We start from the raw sequence: 18,987 nt of genomic DNA, 5'->3' as shown, positions 1-18,987 counted from the left end.
AACTTATGATTAGAACTTTAGCTCAAATGCCTTATTAAAAGATTATTTGTAATGTAGTTTTCATAATTTAAAAACGTGGTAGGAGGAGGAAACTATGGGGAAATTAACTTTTCATAACCCGATTCTAGATCCTGGGGCAGATCCTTGGGTGTATAAAGATAAAGATACTTACTATTTTATGGTAACAAAAAGGACAAGACTCGATTTATGGAAGTCACCTACATTAAGTGGAATGGCACAAGGTACTTGTAAAACGATTTGGACTGCTCCGAGTGAAGGAATCAATTGTGCTAATATTTGGGCTCCAGAAATTCATCGGATAAATGGGAAATGGTATATATATTTCACGGCAAATGACGGGATAGGCGATGATCAATCAAGGAAGATTTTTGTGCTAGAGAATTCGGCGGAAGATCCGTTTAACGGGGATTGGGTAGAAAGAGGATATGTAAATACAGAATATCCTGGTTTAGATGGAACGATTTTTGAACATAAAGGTCGACTTTATTTTGTATATGCTGGATATGGGAACTTTCCTGAGTATGGATCAGCTCTATATATAGCTGAGATGGAAAATCCGTGGACGCTTACTGGTCCGAATGTATTATTGTCAAAACCTGAGTATGATTGGGAAAAGCAAGGTGGAATGGCGATTAATGAGAGACCTGTAATGTTAAAGAGGAATAATAAGTTGTTTCTAGTCTATTCTGCTAGTACCACTTGGTCTGATGATTATAGTTTGGGGATGTTAACAACCTCAGAGAATAAGGACGTCATGAATCCCGAAGTTTGGGTTAAATCTACTGAGCCTGTATTTAAGAAAAGTATCGAAAATAAAGTATTTGCTCCTGGCCATAATAGTTTTACACAATCTCCTGATGGGACAGAAGATTGGATTGTTTATCATGCTATCTCCGAATCAGAAGGAGGAAGCCAGCAACGAAGTACCCGAATACAAAAATTCAATTGGAATGCCGATAGTTCCCCTAATTTTGGAATTCCATTATGTACATCAGCACCGATTACCATTCCTTCTGGTGAGTGATAAGTAGGGAATTGCTAGCTCCTTTTCTCTTTATCTATCTCTGAGAGTCAAATTTTTATTTTTGTCTTTTTAGGGTGCCTGACACCTGATTAGAGGTTATAATTGAGCAATAATAAAAGTCGTTAATCGTTAATCGTTAATCGGAAAGGAGGATTTATGCATTTAATTATAGCCAGCTCCATCTATTTTCTACTATGTACTTCTGTCTTGCTTTTTCATAAGGAAAGAAATTTCATTCTTTTTGTGAAGCTAACATTTATATACATTTTGACATTTGTTTCGTTTAAAACAGATTCTTTTACTATACCAATAGGAATAATATTTGGACTAATATTTCTATTCCAAGTAAAGAAGGATAAAAAAATAGTGCTTCTCTCAGTAATTTATGGAATTCTAACTAACATCGTGCTTCATTATTTTACTCCTCCCATACCGTTAGGCTACATCACTGAATCTACTGAGATGTATGAAGTTGTGGAGAAATTTAATGAAGTAGAGTATGTTAAAACATTCTTAGAAACAGAAGAAATGCAATTAAATATTAAAAAATTTGTAGATAGAGATTTAGATATTCCCTATTTCATGCTCCTTTCTTATATTCTTATAGATAATGATGTTGCAGTTAATGGAAGAGTAGAACTAATGTCAGGTCCCCATGAAAAGCATCTATCAGGGACAAAAATAAAAAAGACGGGAAATACAGAAATTGTATATTTGAATTATAATGGGATAGATTACATTGGTCTCTTTGAATACTCAAAAGGGGAACCTTATTTAAAAGTAGTAGTAAGAGGTAGTGTTAAACAAGGGTTGGTAGATTAGATGGTGCTATATTGTGAGGGTGCTAAATTACTTATAGTGCTATAGGAACAGATAGTAAATTTACTCTTATATAATTGACATATGGTCTAATTAGACTATAATAAGTAAGTGCTGTTAGTCTAATTAGACCAACAACGAATTTGGTGTTCTACTTTTAGGATAGTCTACCAATAATATATTTAGGAATTGGTCAGATTTTATATAAATAATAAATAAGAAGAAAGGATGAAGCAAATGATTAAATCATTTTTAATGATAGGACAGTCGAATATGGCAGGACGAGGGTTTATCGATGATGTGCCCCCGATTTATAATGAAAGAATTCAAATGTTACGTAATGGGAGATGGCAAATGATGACGGAGCCCATTAATTATGATCGCCCTGTTTCTGGAATCAGTCTAGCTGGTTCCTTTGCAGATGCATGGTGCAATATAAATCAAGAAGATATGATTGGCTTAATTCCTTGTGCGGAAGGAGGAAGCACACTTGATGAATGGCATGTAGATCAGACTCTTTTTAGACATGCTATAACAGAAGCGAAATTTGCTATGGAGAATAGTGAATTAATAGGAATTCTATGGCATCAAGGAGAAAGCGATAGTATGAATGGTAATTATACGCAAACAGAAAACATATATAGGAAAAGCCTAGATTTGGCGTTAGGAAAAATTTCATATCGTGAATTTGAATCTCAACTTAAGCAAATCTACAAGGGGTAAACTTTATCATCGCGGAATACCTATTCGCATAATTTTAATGAAGAGTATAAAGAAGGTGTTTTTTTGATCCCACTACTAATTTTAGGTTTATTAAAACAAAAACCAGGTTCTTACGGTTACGAATTATTAGCATTAATGGAGGAGCGTCACTATAAATATATAGTGAATTTTACGAAAGGTTCCTTCTATTATAATCTTCAACAATTAGAAGAAAAGCAATATATTAAAAAAATTGACCAAGTAGACAATACTAGAGAGAAGCATAATTATATTATCACGGAACTAGGAGACAAAGAATTCGAAAAATTGATGTATAAGTATGGGGCTAAGACCGATTATATAAACTTATCTTTTTATGCAGCCATGTTATTTGCTAACGAATATAAAAGGGAGGAACTAATAAAGCTAATAAAAATACAAATCGAACAAACGGAAAAGAAAATCTTTTTATTAGATCAAACACTACAGCATAACGAAACTATCCCTACTTATTTTAAAAAAATGTTGGGAAATTCACGTTCTCATCATTTAGTAAATATTCAATGGTTTGAAGGACTGTTAAAAGATATAAGAAATGAAAATTAATTTAAGAGAAATGTTATAAAAAGTGTGTAAGGATAAATGAAATCAGTATTTATTTAAATAAATTTATGAATGGTTTATTGAATACTTCCATAGCTCTTTGTGTTTGTACAGCTCATTAAAAGGTACGATAAGTGCAATTATCTATCACGGGAGATGAGGAAAAAACCCTACTAATGGAATTTTTCTTTATAGGAATCTTCATCCGATAATATCCGTTTCTTTTTCATCGGGTTTTGTTTTACGATCGAAAATATAATGAACACATGAAGGAGGAAGCGGCGTGCTAAAAAGTATGAACGAGGCAATGGATTATATTGAATCACATTTGTACGATGAGATTGATTATAACGAATTGGAGCGAATCACAGGAACTTCTGTTTATCATTTTCGAAGAATGTTCTCATTCCTTTCTGGCATGACGTTAGGAGAATATGTCCGTAATAGGAGATTATCTAACGCTACTTTTGATTTGCTACATGAAGGAATGAGTGTTACTGAAACAGCATTCAAATATGGTTATGAATCTGTTGATGGATTTTCACGTGCCTTTCGGGAATGGTCGGGAATCAATCCTTCAGAGGTCAAAAAGAAAAACATGCTTAAAGCATTTCCTAAACTCTCCTTCCAATTAACGATTCAAGGAGGAATAAATATGGATTACAGAATCGAGAAAAAAGAAGCTTATAAGATTGTCGGTGTAAAAAAGAGAGTTCCCATTCAATTTGAAGGAGAAAATCAAGAAATAATCAAGCTAGCAAAAAGCATTACACCAGAACAAAGAAAAAAACTGCACAGTTATGCAAATATGAAGCCAAATCAAGTTGTGAATGCTTCCTATAATTTAGAGGAAGGATGTATGGAGGAAAAAGGAAGTCTTGATCATATGATTGGCTTCTTAACCACAAAAGAGTTAGATTTTGATGGATTTGAGGTAGTAGAAGTCCCAGCCCTAACTTGGGCAATATTTTCATCTAAAGGGGAATTTCCAAAGATTATGCAAGAAACCTGGGCAAAAATTGCTTCAGAGTGGCTTCCTGCTTCAGATTATGAATTAGTAGATGCCCCAAACATTTCATTTACAGGAGATTTATCCGACAGAAATAATGTTTATAGTGAAATTTGGTTCGCTGTGAAGAAGAAAGGTGAAAAATAGCAAGTATTATCCCATTTTAAAAATCGGTACTACTGCTAAGTAGTTCGTTATCTCAATCCCATACAATAAAAATCCAGGCTGGTCCAAATAGTGGACCAGCTATTTTTTCTTCCTCCAAAGGCTTATTCTCAAAAACTTAAGATTTTCTTAAGGAATTTATTAACTTCTTCTTATACTTTTAGATGTAAAGTTGATGATAGAAATTATTTTTGATAACAGAAGAGGAGGATAATCATGACAGAAAAAAAGGTATATCTTCTTTTAACAGATACTGGTACATTTTTTACAAAGTTGATAAAACTATATACAAAAAAGCCTTATAACCATGCGTCCATATCCTTTGACTCTGAATTATCAGAGGTATATAGTTTTGGAAGAAAAAAGGTTAGAAATCCCTTCATCGGGGGATTTGTAAAAGAAGATGTCAAGCAAGGCTTATTTAAACAAGCAGATTGTGCCGTTTATTCCCTTACAGTAACAGAAGTTCAACTAGATAACATAAAACGCTATATAAAGAAAATGGAAGAACAAAAGGAATACTATCGTTATAATTTCTTAGGCTTATTCGGATTTATAGTAAATAAGCCAATAAAGAGAGAAAAGGCGTTATTCTGCTCTCAGTTTGTTGCCTCCGTGCTAAAGGAATGTAATATTATTGATTTTGAGAAGCCATTATCACTTATTACACCAAATGATTTACAGGAAGTATCAGAATTGAAACTAGTGTATGAAGGAAAGCTAAAGGCTTATCCTAATAAAGGGGAATCAAATGAATTGTGTGTTCCTATTCCGTACATCCCCATCGAATTGTGATCCACATTTCTCCATGCTCTTGCCAATATATTAAACGAAAAGGGAAGAATTTAAAGTGAATCAGACGATAAACATTTTAGTTGTTGAAGATGACAATGATATTAATCAATTATTATGCCGGATTATAAAAAAGAGCCAATACTATCCACAACCTGCCTATTCGGGTACAGAGGCACTGATTTATTTAGATAAGCAGAGATGGGATTTAGTTTTACTTGATTTAATGCTTCCAGGTATGGCTGGTGAACAAATTCTTGAAAAAATAACGGCAAAAGGTTCTATGCCAGTTATTATTATTTCAGCAAAAAGTGAAAAGGAAACCAAAATTAATAGCTTACGCTCAGGGGCAGATGATTTTATTTCTAAGCCTTTTGATGTTGATGAAGTGTCTGCTCGCATTGATTCTCTGCTTCGTAGATACAAACATACGAATGAAACCCCTAAACAACTATTAACTCATAAAGATATTCACCTTGATTTGGATACAAAGACTGTTTATGTAGAAGGCGCAGAAATCACGTTAACAGTTCGGGAATATAAGATTTTAAAACTTTTAATGACTTCACCGAAAAAGGTCTTTTCCAAATCGAATGTATTCGAGAGTGTATGGAACGAGCCTTTTCATGGGGATGACAACACGGTTAATGTTCATATGAGTAACTTACGGAATAAACTCAGTAAGGCAAATCCAAGTGAAGAATATATCGAAACAATATGGGGAATGGGCTATCGTCTCAAATCTTAAGGTTTTCTTAAGGTTTGCCTTAAGCCTTTCTTACGATTTACAGATCATACTAATGATATAAGTAATGGAGGGAGGCTAATAACAGATGAGCGAATATATTCTAAGAACAAATAAACTAACAAAAAAATATAAAGATGACTTTGCCCTGAAAAATGTTAATGTATCCATTAAAAAAGGGGAGATTTATGGTTTTATTGGTCAAAATGGCGCAGGTAAATCAACGCTGCTACGTTTAGTAACAGGACTTTCCTTCCCTTCAAGCGGGTCAATAGAGCTATTTGGAAATGCTAATTTAAATGAGTTAACAGATGCACAAAAAAGAATGGGTGCTATTATTGAGAATCCTGCCCTTTTTTTGAATATGAGTGCTTATGAAAATTTAGAAGTCCATCGATTGCAAAAAGGCCTTCCCGGTAATGAGTGTATCCCCAAAACACTAGAGCTTGTTGGACTAGCTGATACTGGAAAGAAAAAAGCGAAAAACTTTTCCCTTGGAATGAAGCAAAGACTTGGACTAGGGATCGCATTATTAAGTGATCCAGAATTGTTAATTCTTGATGAGCCAACAAATGGATTGGATCCAATGGGAATTGTGGAGCTGAGGGAATTGATAAAAAAGTTAAACCGTGAAAAAGGACTAACTGTCTTAATATCGAGCCATATATTAAGTGAACTTCATCAGGTCGCAACAAGTTTTGGAATTATCCACAAGGGGAAGCTGTTAGAGGAACTGACAGCAAAAGAGCTGGATGAGAAATGTCGACAACATTTGCGGATAAAAGTTGATCAGCCATCAAAGGGTGCAATCGTTTTAGAAGATACTTTATCCACGACTGATTTTGAAGTTATGCCAGATGGCACGATGAAACTTTATCATTACTTGGATAATGTCCGAGCCGTTTCACGTGCATTAACAAACAATGGACTTGTGATCGAACATCTCTCACAAAATGGTGACAGTCTTGAAAGCTATTTCACGAATCTAGTAGGGGGAGCAGAGCATGACTAATCTTATTAGAGCAGAAATGTATAAATTACAACGAAATAAGACATTTTGGGTATTAATAGGAACGATAACAGGATTAAGTACATTGTTACATTTTCTAATCATAACGGATTGGTGGATGATGGATGGTACTCCTTTTGACACTATCGGTTTAAGTGAATTAAATGCGTTAGCAACGTTTACAGTTCCATTATTTTTTAACTTAATCGTTTGTACGTTAGCTGGTTTTTATATTTCTACTGAATTTTCACAAAGTGGTGTTATCAAAAATCAACTAATAAGTGGTAATAAAAGAACACGTATTTTTATAGCGAAGTTTCTCGTATTTTCATTTGGATCCATTCTTGTTACGATTGTGATTCCACTATTAACAGCAATTATCTCAGTCATTCTATTAGGGCAAGGAGAAATATTTAATCTATCTAATCTGATATACCTGGGAAGAGGATTTAGTTTATTCACACTGCAATTTTTAGGATATACAGCTATCATCATGTTGATTGCTATCGTTACGGAAGACAGTGGAAAGACCATTATATTTTCTATTATATTTTCCCTCATAATGGATTTAGTTAGAATATTTTCTAGTTCATCATCCTTCATTGCGACTATTTATGAGAACACGATTACTTCTCAATTTAGCGAAGTGTTTAAATATACACTGACAAACGGCGAAATCTTAAAGTCCTTGCTTATTGGAGGAGTAACAATCGTTTTCTTTCCCTTATGCGGAGTATTCATCTTTAATAGAAAAGAAATTAAATAATTTGAGGTAAGCGGGTGAGCGTAGTGTTGTATGTTTCCATATTCATATTTATAATAGCGGTCCTTTTGCTCACTCGCTTATTTGCTTTAAAAAAAGAAGTGAAAAAGATAAGCAAGCAATTGGAAAAATATAACGATCGAAAAACGAACAAAAAAATAGAAATGGCCCTTTTTGATAAGAATATGGAAAAACTAGGATTGGAAATTAATAAACTTATTGATCTGTACGTGGCCGAAAATAGAAAGAGAATCAGATACGAAAATGAACAAAAGCAAGCAATTGCCAATATGTCTCATGACTTGAGAACGCCATTAACTTCTATTTTAGGATATATTCAGATGGCTGAGGAAGAGGATGTTACAGCGGATGAAAGAAAAGAATTATTATCTATTGCAAACAAACGAGCAAAAAGGCTGGAGACGTTGTTAAAAGACTTCTTTGAGTTGAGTATTATCGAGTCTACAGATCATCATTTAAAATCTGAACAAATCAATCTAAGGAATTTAACAATAGATGTCTTAATAAGTTTTTATGATCGTTTTCAGGAGATAAATATGGAACCAACCATTCATATACCTGAAAAGGATGTGTTCATTATTGCGGATGAATCAGCTGTAACTCGGGTTATTGAAAATTTACTTTCCAATGCAATTGTGCATTCAGATGGAAATATCATCATAAGCCTTGAGGAACAGGGTTCAACGGTTAAACTAAGTGTGAGAAATGACGCCTATTCCTTGACTGATGAAGATGCCCGCCTTATTTTTGACCGATTTTATAAAGCCGACAGATCTCGTTCTGGAAAAAGCACCGGATTAGGCTTGTCCATTGTAAAGAGTTTTATGGAAAAAATGAGTGGGAAGGTTACAGGACATTTAAATGAAGCGCAATTGATTATTATTTGTGAATGGAAAGCAGCGGAGTAAAAAATACTTGAATGAAGAATGGATCTTACATTTTTCGTTCGATTTAAAAGGAGGTTACCCTTATCAGCAACCTCCAAATAATTTACGCTTTTGTTTGTATGTTTCGATTCTTAAAACCAAGTAATCCAATAGTAGTGAATAGAAGAGAAATAACAATCAGCAAAAATAATGAAAGATAAGGAAGCTCTGTAATTTGAATAGTATAATGAGCATAAGCGTATGGGGATATACTCATTAAAGACCAATCAATAAGCTTAGCTTCCCAAGTAAGCTCTAATATGCTACAGGAAATCCAAATAACCCAGGAAAACTCAGAAATTCTAGGGAATAATCCGTATAATAAGGCTGATAAACCTACAAATATCCAAACAGGAGGAATTTTTGAAACACTCATGCTAAAAATGACTCCAAAATTCCCTCCTAAATCTCCTGATGCAATACCATAAGCTAATCCTCCAGCGATGCCCATCACCAGTAATAAAGTAGCAGAAAATAAGTAGGCAACAATTAAGTGGCTTCTCATCAACTTGGTCCGACTAACTTGCTTATCCAACAGCATTTCTATTCTGCCTTCATTTTCTTCTTTTTTTAGACGAAATACAGTAGTGATGGCATAAATTCCAACAAACAATGCCATCAGATAGATCCCAATACTGATAAAGACATAACCTAATTCCATGTCTTCAACCCAATTTGTACCTCCCAAGTTGGATAACCAGCCACTCATTCCTTCCGTTCAAGATAAACTCGGAGAGAAGGCTGCAAATACTACAATATATAGCACTGTTGCGATAATCCAACCAAAAAAGTTCTTTTTTTGTAATCGCCAAGCCAATGCTAAAGGGCTAGAAAAGCGTGGACTTGCTTCTTTTGGTCCAGAACGTGGGATGAAAATTCCTTCTCCTAAATCTCTGCGTGCAGTAAGTACATAGGAAATAATCATTGGTAATGCACAAATAATAATAAAATATATAAGATAGATCCAATTATCACCTGCAAAAGGTTGTGTTAATCGTTGCCATGCCATGGGGGTAATCCAATTTAAGAAGGAATCCGCCCCTACGGTATTGTTGAGAATAGACAATAGTATTCCTAAACCTAAAACGGTTATACTAATTCCTCGATCACTTCCACTGCTTTCTCGAAGTTGGACAGCTACCCCACTGATTCCTGCGAAAAAGCATCCAATAGTGACAATCGTTATTGCATAAAGAAGGGAGCTCGTTATAGAACCTCCTAGGAAAATGATCGTTATAGCTATAAGTATCCCTGCAATCAAATTTCCGATTATGGTAAGAGTTAAGGCGGCAGTTAAGCTAGCATAGGTTCCTGTAACATAGGATCGTATTAATTCACTTCTCCCTGTTTCTTCATCTACACGGGTGTGGCGAATTAAAGTAAAAAGGCTACCGAGTCCTAATGTTAATGCGATTTGAGAAGTGCCACGCCAAACAATAGCTCCAGTAAGATCAAAAGACATAACAGGACCAAGGATTGCGGAAACTAAAGGATCATTATCAAAATCAAGCAATACATTCTCTAATCCTTCTCCAATGGAAGGACCTCTACTTGCCCAAAAAACAACCTGTAAAAATAGAAGTTCCAGAAATGAAATTTTTCACAATAGAGGGAAGTGGAAATCCAAACGGTAAAGAATTTAAAGATAATCTTGAAATTCTTTATGCTTTGTCATATGCAATAAGAATGATGCCTAAAAAAGGAATAACTCCAGAGGGATATTTTGAATATACCGTTTTCCCCTTAGAAGGCCATTGGGATTTAGATGAAGAAGGCAGGAAATTAGATTATTTAAATAAAGATCATTTAGTGTACAAGTTAATGATAAGACAACCCGATTTTGTGACAGAGCAATTATTTCAATATGCAGTAAATACCGTTAAGCAAAAAAAGACAAATATTCAGTTAGATAATGTTCAATTTGAATTCATAACGGAAGGCATATGTGTTCAAGCAATGCATGTCGGAAGTTATGATGATGAACCCAAAACATTTGAATTAATGGAACAATTTTGTTTGCAAAACAACTTAAAAAGGGCAGAAAAAACACATAAAGAAATCTACATTTCAGATATAAGAAAAACGTCACCAGAAAAATTAAAGACTGTTCTGAGATATAAAGTGATTGAAATCTGATGTTTCAGTATCTTGAAATTGTGTCTTTAATGACATAAAAAACGGATGATGGGGCAAAAACCTCCTCTATAACAAAAAGAGGCTGGGACATAAGTATTCCAGCCAAGGATAATTCCGAACAATTATACGAAGATGCTAATGAATGTTCCGTATAATTGTTCGGGCTTTTATTTGTTTTTCAAAGGATGTTTCCATGAAGTTTGGTGCGATTCCCCGCAGCCGGAATACACTTCGCTTTCCATGGGGCTCGCGCTGAGCCGCTTCGGCCTGTGGCCTGCAGGGTCTCAGACTGTCTCGCTAATCCCATAGGAGTCTTCGTGTATTCCGGCTGCTCTGTTTTTCCAACTAATTATATTTCCTCTTGTAAAAAGTATGCGAAAGCAGCCGCTATTTACTAGCTATATTAGAAATTGTTCGTCTTTACAGAGTATCTATTTAGTTATGTCCCATCCTCTTTGATTATTTTTTTCAAAAACAAACCCTCTGTTAAATTTAAGTTACGCATAAAATATTTTGAAAGTAGGTCCTTGCGGTTAAAAAATTATACCGTGAATCAATTAATTTTAAGTAGAAAAAGAGTTTTATATTACACCGAACAATATCCATATTGTGACAAAAAATAATAAAATTCTATTTTTTTTTGTAAATTCTTTATATTTTTGTAAATGAAGCTTGTTAAGAGATTTATATCATTATACAATTATTCTCGGGTAGGTTTGTTATATTTTGATAGTAATAATACAAATTAGTCTACCTATATTAATAACATAGGTGAATAGGCCTATAACTGCTTTTCGGCTACAACAATATTGTCTTGCAAAGGATGTGACAAAGAAAATAGCTAATTTTGGAGATTTATAGTGGATTGTGTAAAAGTCATGTGTGGGAAGCTACATATATAAAAACTACTATTCAATTAGGATAATTTCTAACAGAAAAGTTCCTTAGTAGTAGTCATCTCGTTTTGGAATATAAGTGTTTACTTGCAGTACTTGTGTAGGTCACTATCAAACAAGATAGTCTCATTTCGAGACGTCCGAAACATGAAGCTAATCTAAAATAAGAGGAGAGAAAACATGAAAAGAAGAAATAAGAGGAATCTTAGTATTATCACGGTAATTGCTATACTTTTTAGTTTATTCTCACCAGTAGCTAATTTAAATGTAAAGGCTGAAACGGTTGTAGCTACAGATCTGCTTATCTCCGAATATATTGAGGGATCGGGTTTTAACAAGGCTATCGAATTATACAACGGAACAGGCTCTGACCTTGATTTAAGTCAGTATAGTCTAGGTATTCATACAAATGGGGCAGAGGAAGTTTCACAAAAACTTACGCTATCTGGCACATTAAAAAATGGTGAAACTTATGTACTCTATCATGGTCAAGCCGATGAAAAAATTAAAGCAAAAGGGAATCTTGAAAATTCAACGGTAATTAACTTTAATGGTAACGATCCTCTTGTTCTATTAAAAGGAGACTCTATCATTGATTCAATTGGGCAAGTTGGCTCATCTGCTGATTTTGCTAAAGACGTTACTTTAGTTAGAAATAGTGATGTTCTAACAGGTGATAAAAATAGTAAAGATATTTTTGATAGAAATGTAGAATGGACAAATAAAGGGATTAATTTCTTTGATGATCTCGGAACCCATACTATAGGTACAGTAATTCCGGAAGAACCTACAGAACCAGTTCCTGCTATTTCTATCGCAGATGCTCGTCAGCTTGGTGCGGGGAATACAGTTACTATAGAAGGAATTGCGACAACTAATTCAGGACTATGGGGAAGCGAAACCTTCTATATGCAAGATACATCTGCAGGGATGTTTGTATATGCTAGCCCTAAATCGGTTAAGTCAGGAGATAAAGTAAAAATAACGGGAGTATTAAAGACATATAAAAACGAGCTGGAAATGGAACCAGCAAGCCTCGATATTATTTCTTCAGACAATGAACTACCAGCTGCACAGTCTGTTGCTGAAGTAACTGGATCTACACAAGGTGAATTGCTTAAATTACAAAATGTGACAATATCTGAAATGACGAAAGATAGCTATGGCACTGCTACGTTCCAAGCTGTATTTGAAAGTGGAGAAAAAGTAAGAGTTATTCACGATAATCGTACCGGCTCTACTTACGATGAATTAATTAAGCATTATAAAGAAGGAGATAAAGTTCATCTTACAGGAATCGGATCTGTTGATGAAACTGGATTCCATCTGAAAACTACTGGTCTTAATAGCTATGATTTAGTAAACAAGCCAGCCGTTTATACAACCCAAACACAAGGTGTAGTTCCAGCTGGTACAAAGGTCGAATTAAATTCTGGTATTGATAATGCGGCTATCTACTACACAACAGACGGTTCCGCGCCAACTGAAACTAGCACAAAGTACTCGGAAGCAATCGCTTTAGAAACAGGTGAAACTACGATTAAAGCAATTGCTGTTAATAATGGCACAGTAAGTGATGTATTTAGCTTTACTTTTAAAATTCTAAATACTGAAAATATCCGCATCCATGATATTCAAGGAAAAGGACATATTTCTGAATATAATGGCTCTTCTGTTACGGACATAACTGGTGTTGTGACCTATGTATTTGGTACAAGCAGTTTTGTTATGCAGGATGTTGATGGTGCGGATACTGACAAAACCACTTCCGAAGCAATTGAAGTATATAAATCATCTCATGGTGTTTCTGTTGGTGATAAAGTATCTGTTACTGGAACAGTTACGGAATATGGCGGAGGAGCTAACCTATCGAAAACACAAATTACTGCAACGGCAGTTACTAAAAATGGTACAGCTGAATTACCTGCTCCACTTGTCATTGGGAAAGATATTTTCCCTCCAAATAAAGTAATTGACAATGATGAAATGAAATCCTTTGATCCAGAAGAAGATGGTATCGACTTTTGGGAATCTGTTGAATATATGCGTGTTTCATTTCCAGATGCTCTTGTAGTTGGACCTCCATATTCTAATGATGTGCCTATTATTGTGGAAAGCACGACAAATAATACGTTAAATAATCAGGGTGGACTAAATATCGCAAAAGACGATTATAACCCTGAAAAAATCTTTTTGGATAATGTAGGCAGTAACTTCCAACCAGGTGATAAATTTAATGGCGATGTAGTAGGGGTCGTTACTTATTCAAGCAATGGCTATCAATTATCAGTCAATAAGAACGAATTACCTACTGTAACAAAGGCAAACTTAACACAAGAAGTTACTCATATTGCACCTGCAAAAGATAAATTAACTGTTGCTTCTTATAATGTTGAGAACTTCTCAAATAACAAATCAAACACTCCAGATGACAAAGTAGCAAGAATTGCCAAGTCATTCGTGGAAAATATGAAGTCTCCTGATATCATTACTTTAATAGAGGTACAGGATAATGATGGAGAAACGAATTCTGGAAATACAGATGCATCAGAAAGCTATCAACGTTTAATCGATGCGATCACTGTTGCTGGTGGTCCAACCTATAAATGGACAGATGTAGCGCCTGTGAACAATGCGAACGGTGGAGCGCCTGGTGGAAATATCCGTGTTGGCTATCTTTACAATCCTGAACGAGTAACATTAGTTGAAGGAACAAAGGGAGCAGCAACGGAGGCAAATGGATGGACGGAAACGGGTAACCTGACATTAAATCCAGGTGTTATTAACCCAGAAGCATTTACTAACACACGAAAACCACTTGCTGCAGAATTTGAATTCGAGGGTCAACGTGTTGTTGTGATCGGAAATCACTTGAATTCTAAAGGCGGAGATCAATCTTTATGGGGAGCTAATCAGCCACCTATATTGTCTTCCGAAACAGAGCGCCTAAAACTAGCAAAAGAAGTAAATAACTTCATTAAGGATGGTCTTGCAAAAAATCCTAACTTAAATGTGGTTGTAGCTGGAGACATGAATGATTTCGAATTCACGCCAGTTCTTGAAACCTTAAAAGGTGATATTTTAACAAATATGGTAGAAAAGGTTCCTGCAGAAGATCGCTTTTCTTACTTCTTCCAAGGAAACAACCAAGTACTAGATCATATTTTAGTAACAAATAAATTAGCTGATGTAACAACAGCTGATATGATTCATATTAACGCAAACTTTACGGAAGCAACTGGACAAGCATCTGATCATGACCCAGTATTGATTCAACTTGATTTACCTAAATTACCAGAAGTACCTGATTTAACGCTCATCCATACTAATGACATTCACTCTGCTTTGGATAACATGCCGAAGACTGTTACTGCTGTAAAAGAAATACGAGCAGCCAATCCAAATGCACTTCTCCTTCATGCAGGAGACCAATTTACGGGTACATTATATTTTAATGAATTCCAAGGGAAAGCAGATTTGGCGATGCTAAACTTACTTGGTATTGATGCAATGACCTTTGGAAACCACGAATTTGATTTAGGTTCTTCAGCAGAAGGCCATCAAGCATTGGTTGACTTTATTAAGGGAGCAAATTTCCCGTTTGTACGTGCAAATGTTGATTTCTCGAAAGATATTAAATTTGCTGGACTTCAAAACAAATCAATCGAATCAAAATTTGAAAATGGTGAGATTTACAGTGGAATTGTTAAAGAAGTAAACGGTGAAAAAGTTGGTATCTTCGGTTTAACGACAGAGGAAACAGCAGATATTTCTAGCCCAGGATCGATTGTTTTTGAAAACTATCTAAAAGAAGCGGAAAAAGCAGTCGAAGCTTTTGAAAAAGCAGGTGTCAACCGAATTGTTGCATTGACACATATTGGATATGACGATAACGCAGCAATTGATAACGATCTAATTCTTGCTGAAAAAGTCGAAGGTATTGATGTAATTGTTGGCGGTCATAGCCATACAACATTAGAAAAACCAGTTATTGTAGACAAGGATGAAACACCTACAGTAATTGTTCAAACCGGAAACTCAAATGGAAATCTTGGCGTTTTAAATGTAAACTTTGATGAAAATGATGTAGTGAAAACTTATGATGGTCACTTAGTAGCTATTGGTGCTCAAACAGAAGATAAAGAAGCTGTTGAAGTCTTAGCACCATTTAAAGCACAGGTTAATAAAGTGGCTCAAACTGAAATCGGTGTATCTACACCAATTGCATTGGAAAGTCCACGTACGAATGGCGATGATACAAAACCAAGTGTCCGTAAAAATGAAACCATTTTAGGAAACTTGATTACCGATGGAATGCTTGAGAAATCAAGAACATTTACTGGTAAAAATGTCATTATGGCATTACAAAATGGTGGTGGTATCCGTGCATCAATCGGTGAAGGACCAATTACAGTTGGCGAAGTAATCACTGTATTACCATTTAACAATACGCTAGCAACCATGGATGTAACGGGTGCTGAGCTCAAAGAAGCATTTGAAATTTCTCTAGGTCAATATCCAACAGAAAATGGTGGTTTCTTACATGTAGCAGGTGGGAAAGTTGTGTATGATGCAGCAAAACCAGCTGGAGAGCGAATTGTATCAGTTTCATATTTAAATGAAGATGGTAAATATGTAGAAGTTCAAGATGATACAATGTACACAATTGCAACAAATGCATTCACTGCTAAAGGTGGCGACGGTTATGGAGTATTTGCCAACGCATATGCAGAAGGCCGTGTAACAGATTTAGGGCTATCTGATTGGGAAAATTTCCGAGATCATTTAGTAAGTCTTGGAAGTGAAGGTATTCCTACTGAAGTGGAAGGAAGAATTGTTGATGTAGCAGATGAGTTTAACTTATCTGTAATGCATACTAATGATATCCACTCTGCTTTGGATAACATGCCGAAGACCGTTACTGCTGTAAAAGAGGTGCGAGCAGAAAATCCAAATTCACTTCTTCTTCATGCAGGTGACCAATTTACAGGTACATTATATTTTAATGAATTCCAAGGGAAAGCAGATTTAGCGATGCTGAACTTGCTTGGCATTGATGCAATGACTTTTGGGAACCATGAATTTGATTTAGGTTCTTCAGCGGAAGGGCATCAGGCATTGGCTGACTTTATTAAAGGAGCAAACTTCCCATTTGTAAGTGCAAACGTTGATTTCTCAAAAGATGCTAAATTTGCTGGACTTCAAAACGATTCAATCGAATCGAATGTTGAAAATGGTGAGATTTACAATGGCATTATTAAAGATGTAAATGGAGAAAAAGTTGGTATCTTCGGTTTAACGACAGAGGAGACGGCTGATATTTCTAGTCCAGGATCTATTACTTTTGAAAACTATCTGAAAGAAGCAGAAAAAGCTGTTGCATCCTTTGAAGAACAAGGGATTAATAAGATTATTGCATTAACTCATATCGGATATGACGACAACGCTGCGATTGATAATGATTTAATTCTTGCTGAAAAAGTCGAGGGCATTGATGTAATCGTTGGCGGTCATAGCCATACAACATTAGAAAAACCAGTTATTGTAGACAAGGATGAAACACCTACTGTCATTGTGCAGACTGGTAATGCTAATAGTAATTTAGGTGTGTTGGATGTAACTTTCAATAAAAATGGGGTTGTAACAGACAATAGTGGACGTTTGATTGCAATTGGCTCCCAAACACCTGATACTGAAGCAACAGAAGTATTGGCACCATTCAAAGCACAAGTGAATAAGGTGGCACAAGCAGAAATTGGTGTGTCTACACCAATCGCATTAGAAAGCCCACGTACGAACGGTGATGATACACAACCAAGTGTTCGTAAAAATGAAACAGTTCTTGGGAATTTAATTACAGATGGAATGCTTGAGAAATCAAGAACATTTACTGGTAAAAATGTTATCATGGCACTACAAAACGGTGGTGGTATCCGAGCATCAATCGATAAAGGACCAATCACTGTTGGAGAAATAATCACTGTTCTGCCATTTAACAATACTTTAGCAACCATGGACGTAACGGGTGCTGAGCTCAAAGAAGCATTTGAAATTTCTCTAGGTCAATACCCAACAGAAAACGGTGGCTTCTTACATGTAGCAGGTGGGAAGATAGTATATGATGCGAAAAAACAAGCAGGAGAGCGCATTGTATCTGTTTCTTATCTAAATGAAGATGGTAAATACGTAGAAGTGAAAGACGATGTAATGTACACAATTGCAACAAACGCGTTTACTGCTAAAGGTGGCGACGGTTACGGTGTGTTTGCCAAAGCATATGCAGAAGGTCGTGTAACGGACTTAGGTTTATCTGATTGGGAAAACTTCCGAGATCATTTAGTAAGTCTTGGAAGTGACGGTATTCCTACTGAAGTGGAAGGAAGAATTGTTGATGTGAGTCAAGAACCAGGAGAAGAACCAGGAGAAGAACCAGGAGAAGAACCAGGAGAAGAACCAGGAGAAGAACCAGGAGAAGAACCAGGAGAAGAACCAGGAGAAGAACCAGGAGAAGAGCCAGGAGAAGAACCAGGAGAAGAACCAGGAGAAGAACCAGGAGAAGAACCAGGTCAAGAGCCAGGAGAAGAGCCAGGTCAAGAACCAGGAGAAAATCCAGGCAATAATCCAGGAGAAAACCCTGGTAATCCAAATCCTGTAAAAGAAGTTAAACTAAAAGTAATTAAAGATGGAAACAAATATAAAATTAGTGATTCTGCACTTGCCAATCTTGCAGATAATGCTGTAGTTTATATCAGTGTTGATAACAAAATCAATGCAACCATTACACTAACGAAAGAACAAATTCAGGCTTTACAAGAGGCTGATGCAACAATCGTGGTAAGTAACGGAAATGTTGAGATTCAAATCCCTGCTTCTATTCTTCCTTTAGCTGATCATGTAGAAATTAAAGTGAAGAAAATGAAAGTGAAAGGTTCAATGGTAGCATATGACTTCACAATTGAGGCTGAAGGGAAAACATACCATAAATTCAATGAAAAAGTTAAACTTACATTCAAAGTTGATTCAAAGCAAGTCAAAAATCCTAAAAATGTAAAAGTTTATTATTGGAATGAAAAGGAAGGTAAATGGGAATTAGTTGGTGGAGAATACAAAAATGGTGCTGTGTCAGTTTATACAGATCACTTCAGTACGTATGGTGTATTTGAAGGTCAACCAGATTCTTCTAAGGTTCCAACTCAAGTTAATGAGCTTCCTAATACAGCGACAAACAGCTTTAACATTTTACTTGCAGGATTTATGTTAATAGTAGTTGGAGTTGGTTTATACTTTGTTAAGAGAAGAAATGGTAAAACAAATTATTAAGTAGTAAAGAAATAAAGAAACTGCGACATAATGAAA

General features: G+C 35.5%; 13 protein-coding genes and 1 pseudogene. 12 read left to right on the top strand and 2 right to left on the bottom strand.

Annotated features, from left to right (window positions below):
• Nucleotides 1-94: 94 nt before the first annotated feature.
• From NST60_RS07110 to NST60_RS07065, 10 genes and pseudogenes are all read left to right on the top strand, one after another.
• Nucleotides 95-1,045, top strand: a complete 951-nt coding sequence (locus tag NST60_RS07110; protein WP_254416185.1) for a glycoside hydrolase family 43 protein — start codon at nt 95-97, stop codon at nt 1,043-1,045.
• A 156-nt stretch (nt 1,046-1,201) separates the two neighbouring features.
• The gene (locus tag NST60_RS07105; RefSeq protein ID WP_169187925.1) at nt 1,202-1,867 is read left to right on the top strand and encodes a hypothetical protein; all 666 of its coding nucleotides are present in this window, start codon (nt 1,202-1,204) and stop codon (nt 1,865-1,867) included.
• Nucleotides 1,868-2,101: 234 nt separating this feature from the next.
• Nucleotides 2,102-2,539, top strand: a pseudogene (locus NST60_RS07100) (sialate O-acetylesterase); the annotation flags it as partial.
• Between the two features lie 111 nt (nt 2,540-2,650).
• On the top strand, nt 2,651-3,172 hold the full coding sequence (locus NST60_RS07095; RefSeq protein WP_169187927.1) for a PadR family transcriptional regulator: 522 nt from the start codon (nt 2,651-2,653) through the stop codon (nt 3,170-3,172).
• 280 nt (nt 3,173-3,452) lie between these two features.
• Entirely contained in the window at nt 3,453-4,325 is an 873-nt protein-coding gene (locus NST60_RS07090) for an AraC family transcriptional regulator (RefSeq protein ID WP_341098490.1), read from the top strand.
• 234 nt (nt 4,326-4,559) lie between these two features.
• Nucleotides 4,560-5,138, top strand: a complete 579-nt coding sequence (locus NST60_RS07085) for a hypothetical protein (protein WP_016202656.1) — start codon at nt 4,560-4,562, stop codon at nt 5,136-5,138.
• Nucleotides 5,139-5,193: 55 nt separating this feature from the next.
• Complete coding sequence (locus NST60_RS07080; protein WP_016202657.1) at nt 5,194-5,883, top strand: response regulator transcription factor; 690 nt, start codon at nt 5,194-5,196, stop codon at nt 5,881-5,883.
• Between the two features lie 85 nt (nt 5,884-5,968).
• Nucleotides 5,969-6,892: an ATP-binding cassette domain-containing protein gene (locus NST60_RS07075; protein ID WP_341098489.1), complete on the top strand. Its 924-nt coding sequence runs from the start codon at nt 5,969-5,971 to the stop codon at nt 6,890-6,892.
• Complete coding sequence (locus NST60_RS07070) at nt 6,885-7,655, top strand: ABC transporter permease (protein ID WP_341098487.1); 771 nt, start codon at nt 6,885-6,887, stop codon at nt 7,653-7,655. Before NST60_RS07075 ends, NST60_RS07070 begins: the two co-directional genes overlap by 8 nt.
• Before the next feature lie 14 nt (nt 7,656-7,669).
• Nucleotides 7,670-8,581 carry a sensor histidine kinase gene (locus NST60_RS07065; protein WP_341098486.1) on the top strand — a complete coding sequence of 304 codons (912 nt, stop codon included), beginning with the start codon at nt 7,670-7,672 and terminating at the stop codon, nt 8,579-8,581.
• 82 nt (nt 8,582-8,663) lie between these two features.
• Here NST60_RS07065 and NST60_RS07060 read toward each other — a convergent pair whose 3' ends face one another.
• Together NST60_RS07060 and NST60_RS07055 are read right to left on the bottom strand one after the other, a co-directional pair.
• Nucleotides 8,664-9,308 (bottom strand): hypothetical protein, encoded by a 645-nt coding sequence (locus tag NST60_RS07060; protein ID WP_341098484.1) that lies wholly within the window; start codon nt 9,306-9,308, stop codon nt 8,664-8,666.
• 9 nt (nt 9,309-9,317) lie between these two features.
• Nucleotides 9,318-10,112, bottom strand: coding sequence for a hypothetical protein (locus NST60_RS07055; protein ID WP_341098483.1), 795 nt, complete (start codon nt 10,110-10,112; stop codon nt 9,318-9,320).
• 38 nt (nt 10,113-10,150) lie between these two features.
• Between NST60_RS07055 and NST60_RS07050 the strand changes: the two genes are divergently transcribed.
• Together NST60_RS07050 and NST60_RS07045 are read left to right on the top strand one after the other, a co-directional pair.
• On the top strand, nt 10,151-10,735 hold the full coding sequence (locus NST60_RS07050; RefSeq protein WP_341098481.1) for a GyrI-like domain-containing protein: 585 nt from the start codon (nt 10,151-10,153) through the stop codon (nt 10,733-10,735).
• A 1,076-nt stretch (nt 10,736-11,811) separates the two neighbouring features.
• Nucleotides 11,812-18,951, top strand: coding sequence for a 5'-nucleotidase C-terminal domain-containing protein (locus NST60_RS07045; RefSeq protein ID WP_341098479.1), 7,140 nt, complete (start codon nt 11,812-11,814; stop codon nt 18,949-18,951).
• Nucleotides 18,952-18,987: the final 36 nt, after the last annotated feature.

Origin of the sequence: Niallia sp. FSL W8-1348 (genome assembly GCF_038006745.1) — a bacterium.
Taxonomy (GTDB): Bacteria; Bacillota; Bacilli; order Bacillales; family Cytobacillaceae; genus Niallia; species Niallia alba.
Note: the sequence above shows the minus strand (reverse complement) of the source record. Positions and strands in the feature narration are given on the sequence as shown.

What these genes read in the sequence shown, in the direction of transcription:
- NST60_RS07110 (WP_254416185.1), top strand. Translation starts at nt 95, where the DNA reads ATGGGGAAATTAACTTTTCATAACCCGATTCTAGATCCTGGGGCAGAT.
- NST60_RS07105 (WP_169187925.1), top strand. Translation starts at nt 1,202, where the DNA reads ATGCATTTAATTATAGCCAGCTCCATCTATTTTCTACTATGTACTTCT.
- NST60_RS07085 (WP_016202656.1), top strand. Translation starts at nt 4,560, where the DNA reads ATGACAGAAAAAAAGGTATATCTTCTTTTAACAGATACTGGTACATTT.
- NST60_RS07075 (WP_341098489.1), top strand. Translation starts at nt 5,969, where the DNA reads ATGAGCGAATATATTCTAAGAACAAATAAACTAACAAAAAAATATAAA.
- NST60_RS07070 (WP_341098487.1), top strand. Translation starts at nt 6,885, where the DNA reads ATGACTAATCTTATTAGAGCAGAAATGTATAAATTACAACGAAATAAG.
- NST60_RS07060 (WP_341098484.1), bottom strand. Translation starts at nt 9,308, where the DNA reads ATGAGTGGCTGGTTATCCAACTTGGGAGGTACAAATTGGGTTGAAGAC.
- NST60_RS07045 (WP_341098479.1), top strand. Translation starts at nt 11,812, where the DNA reads ATGAAAAGAAGAAATAAGAGGAATCTTAGTATTATCACGGTAATTGCT.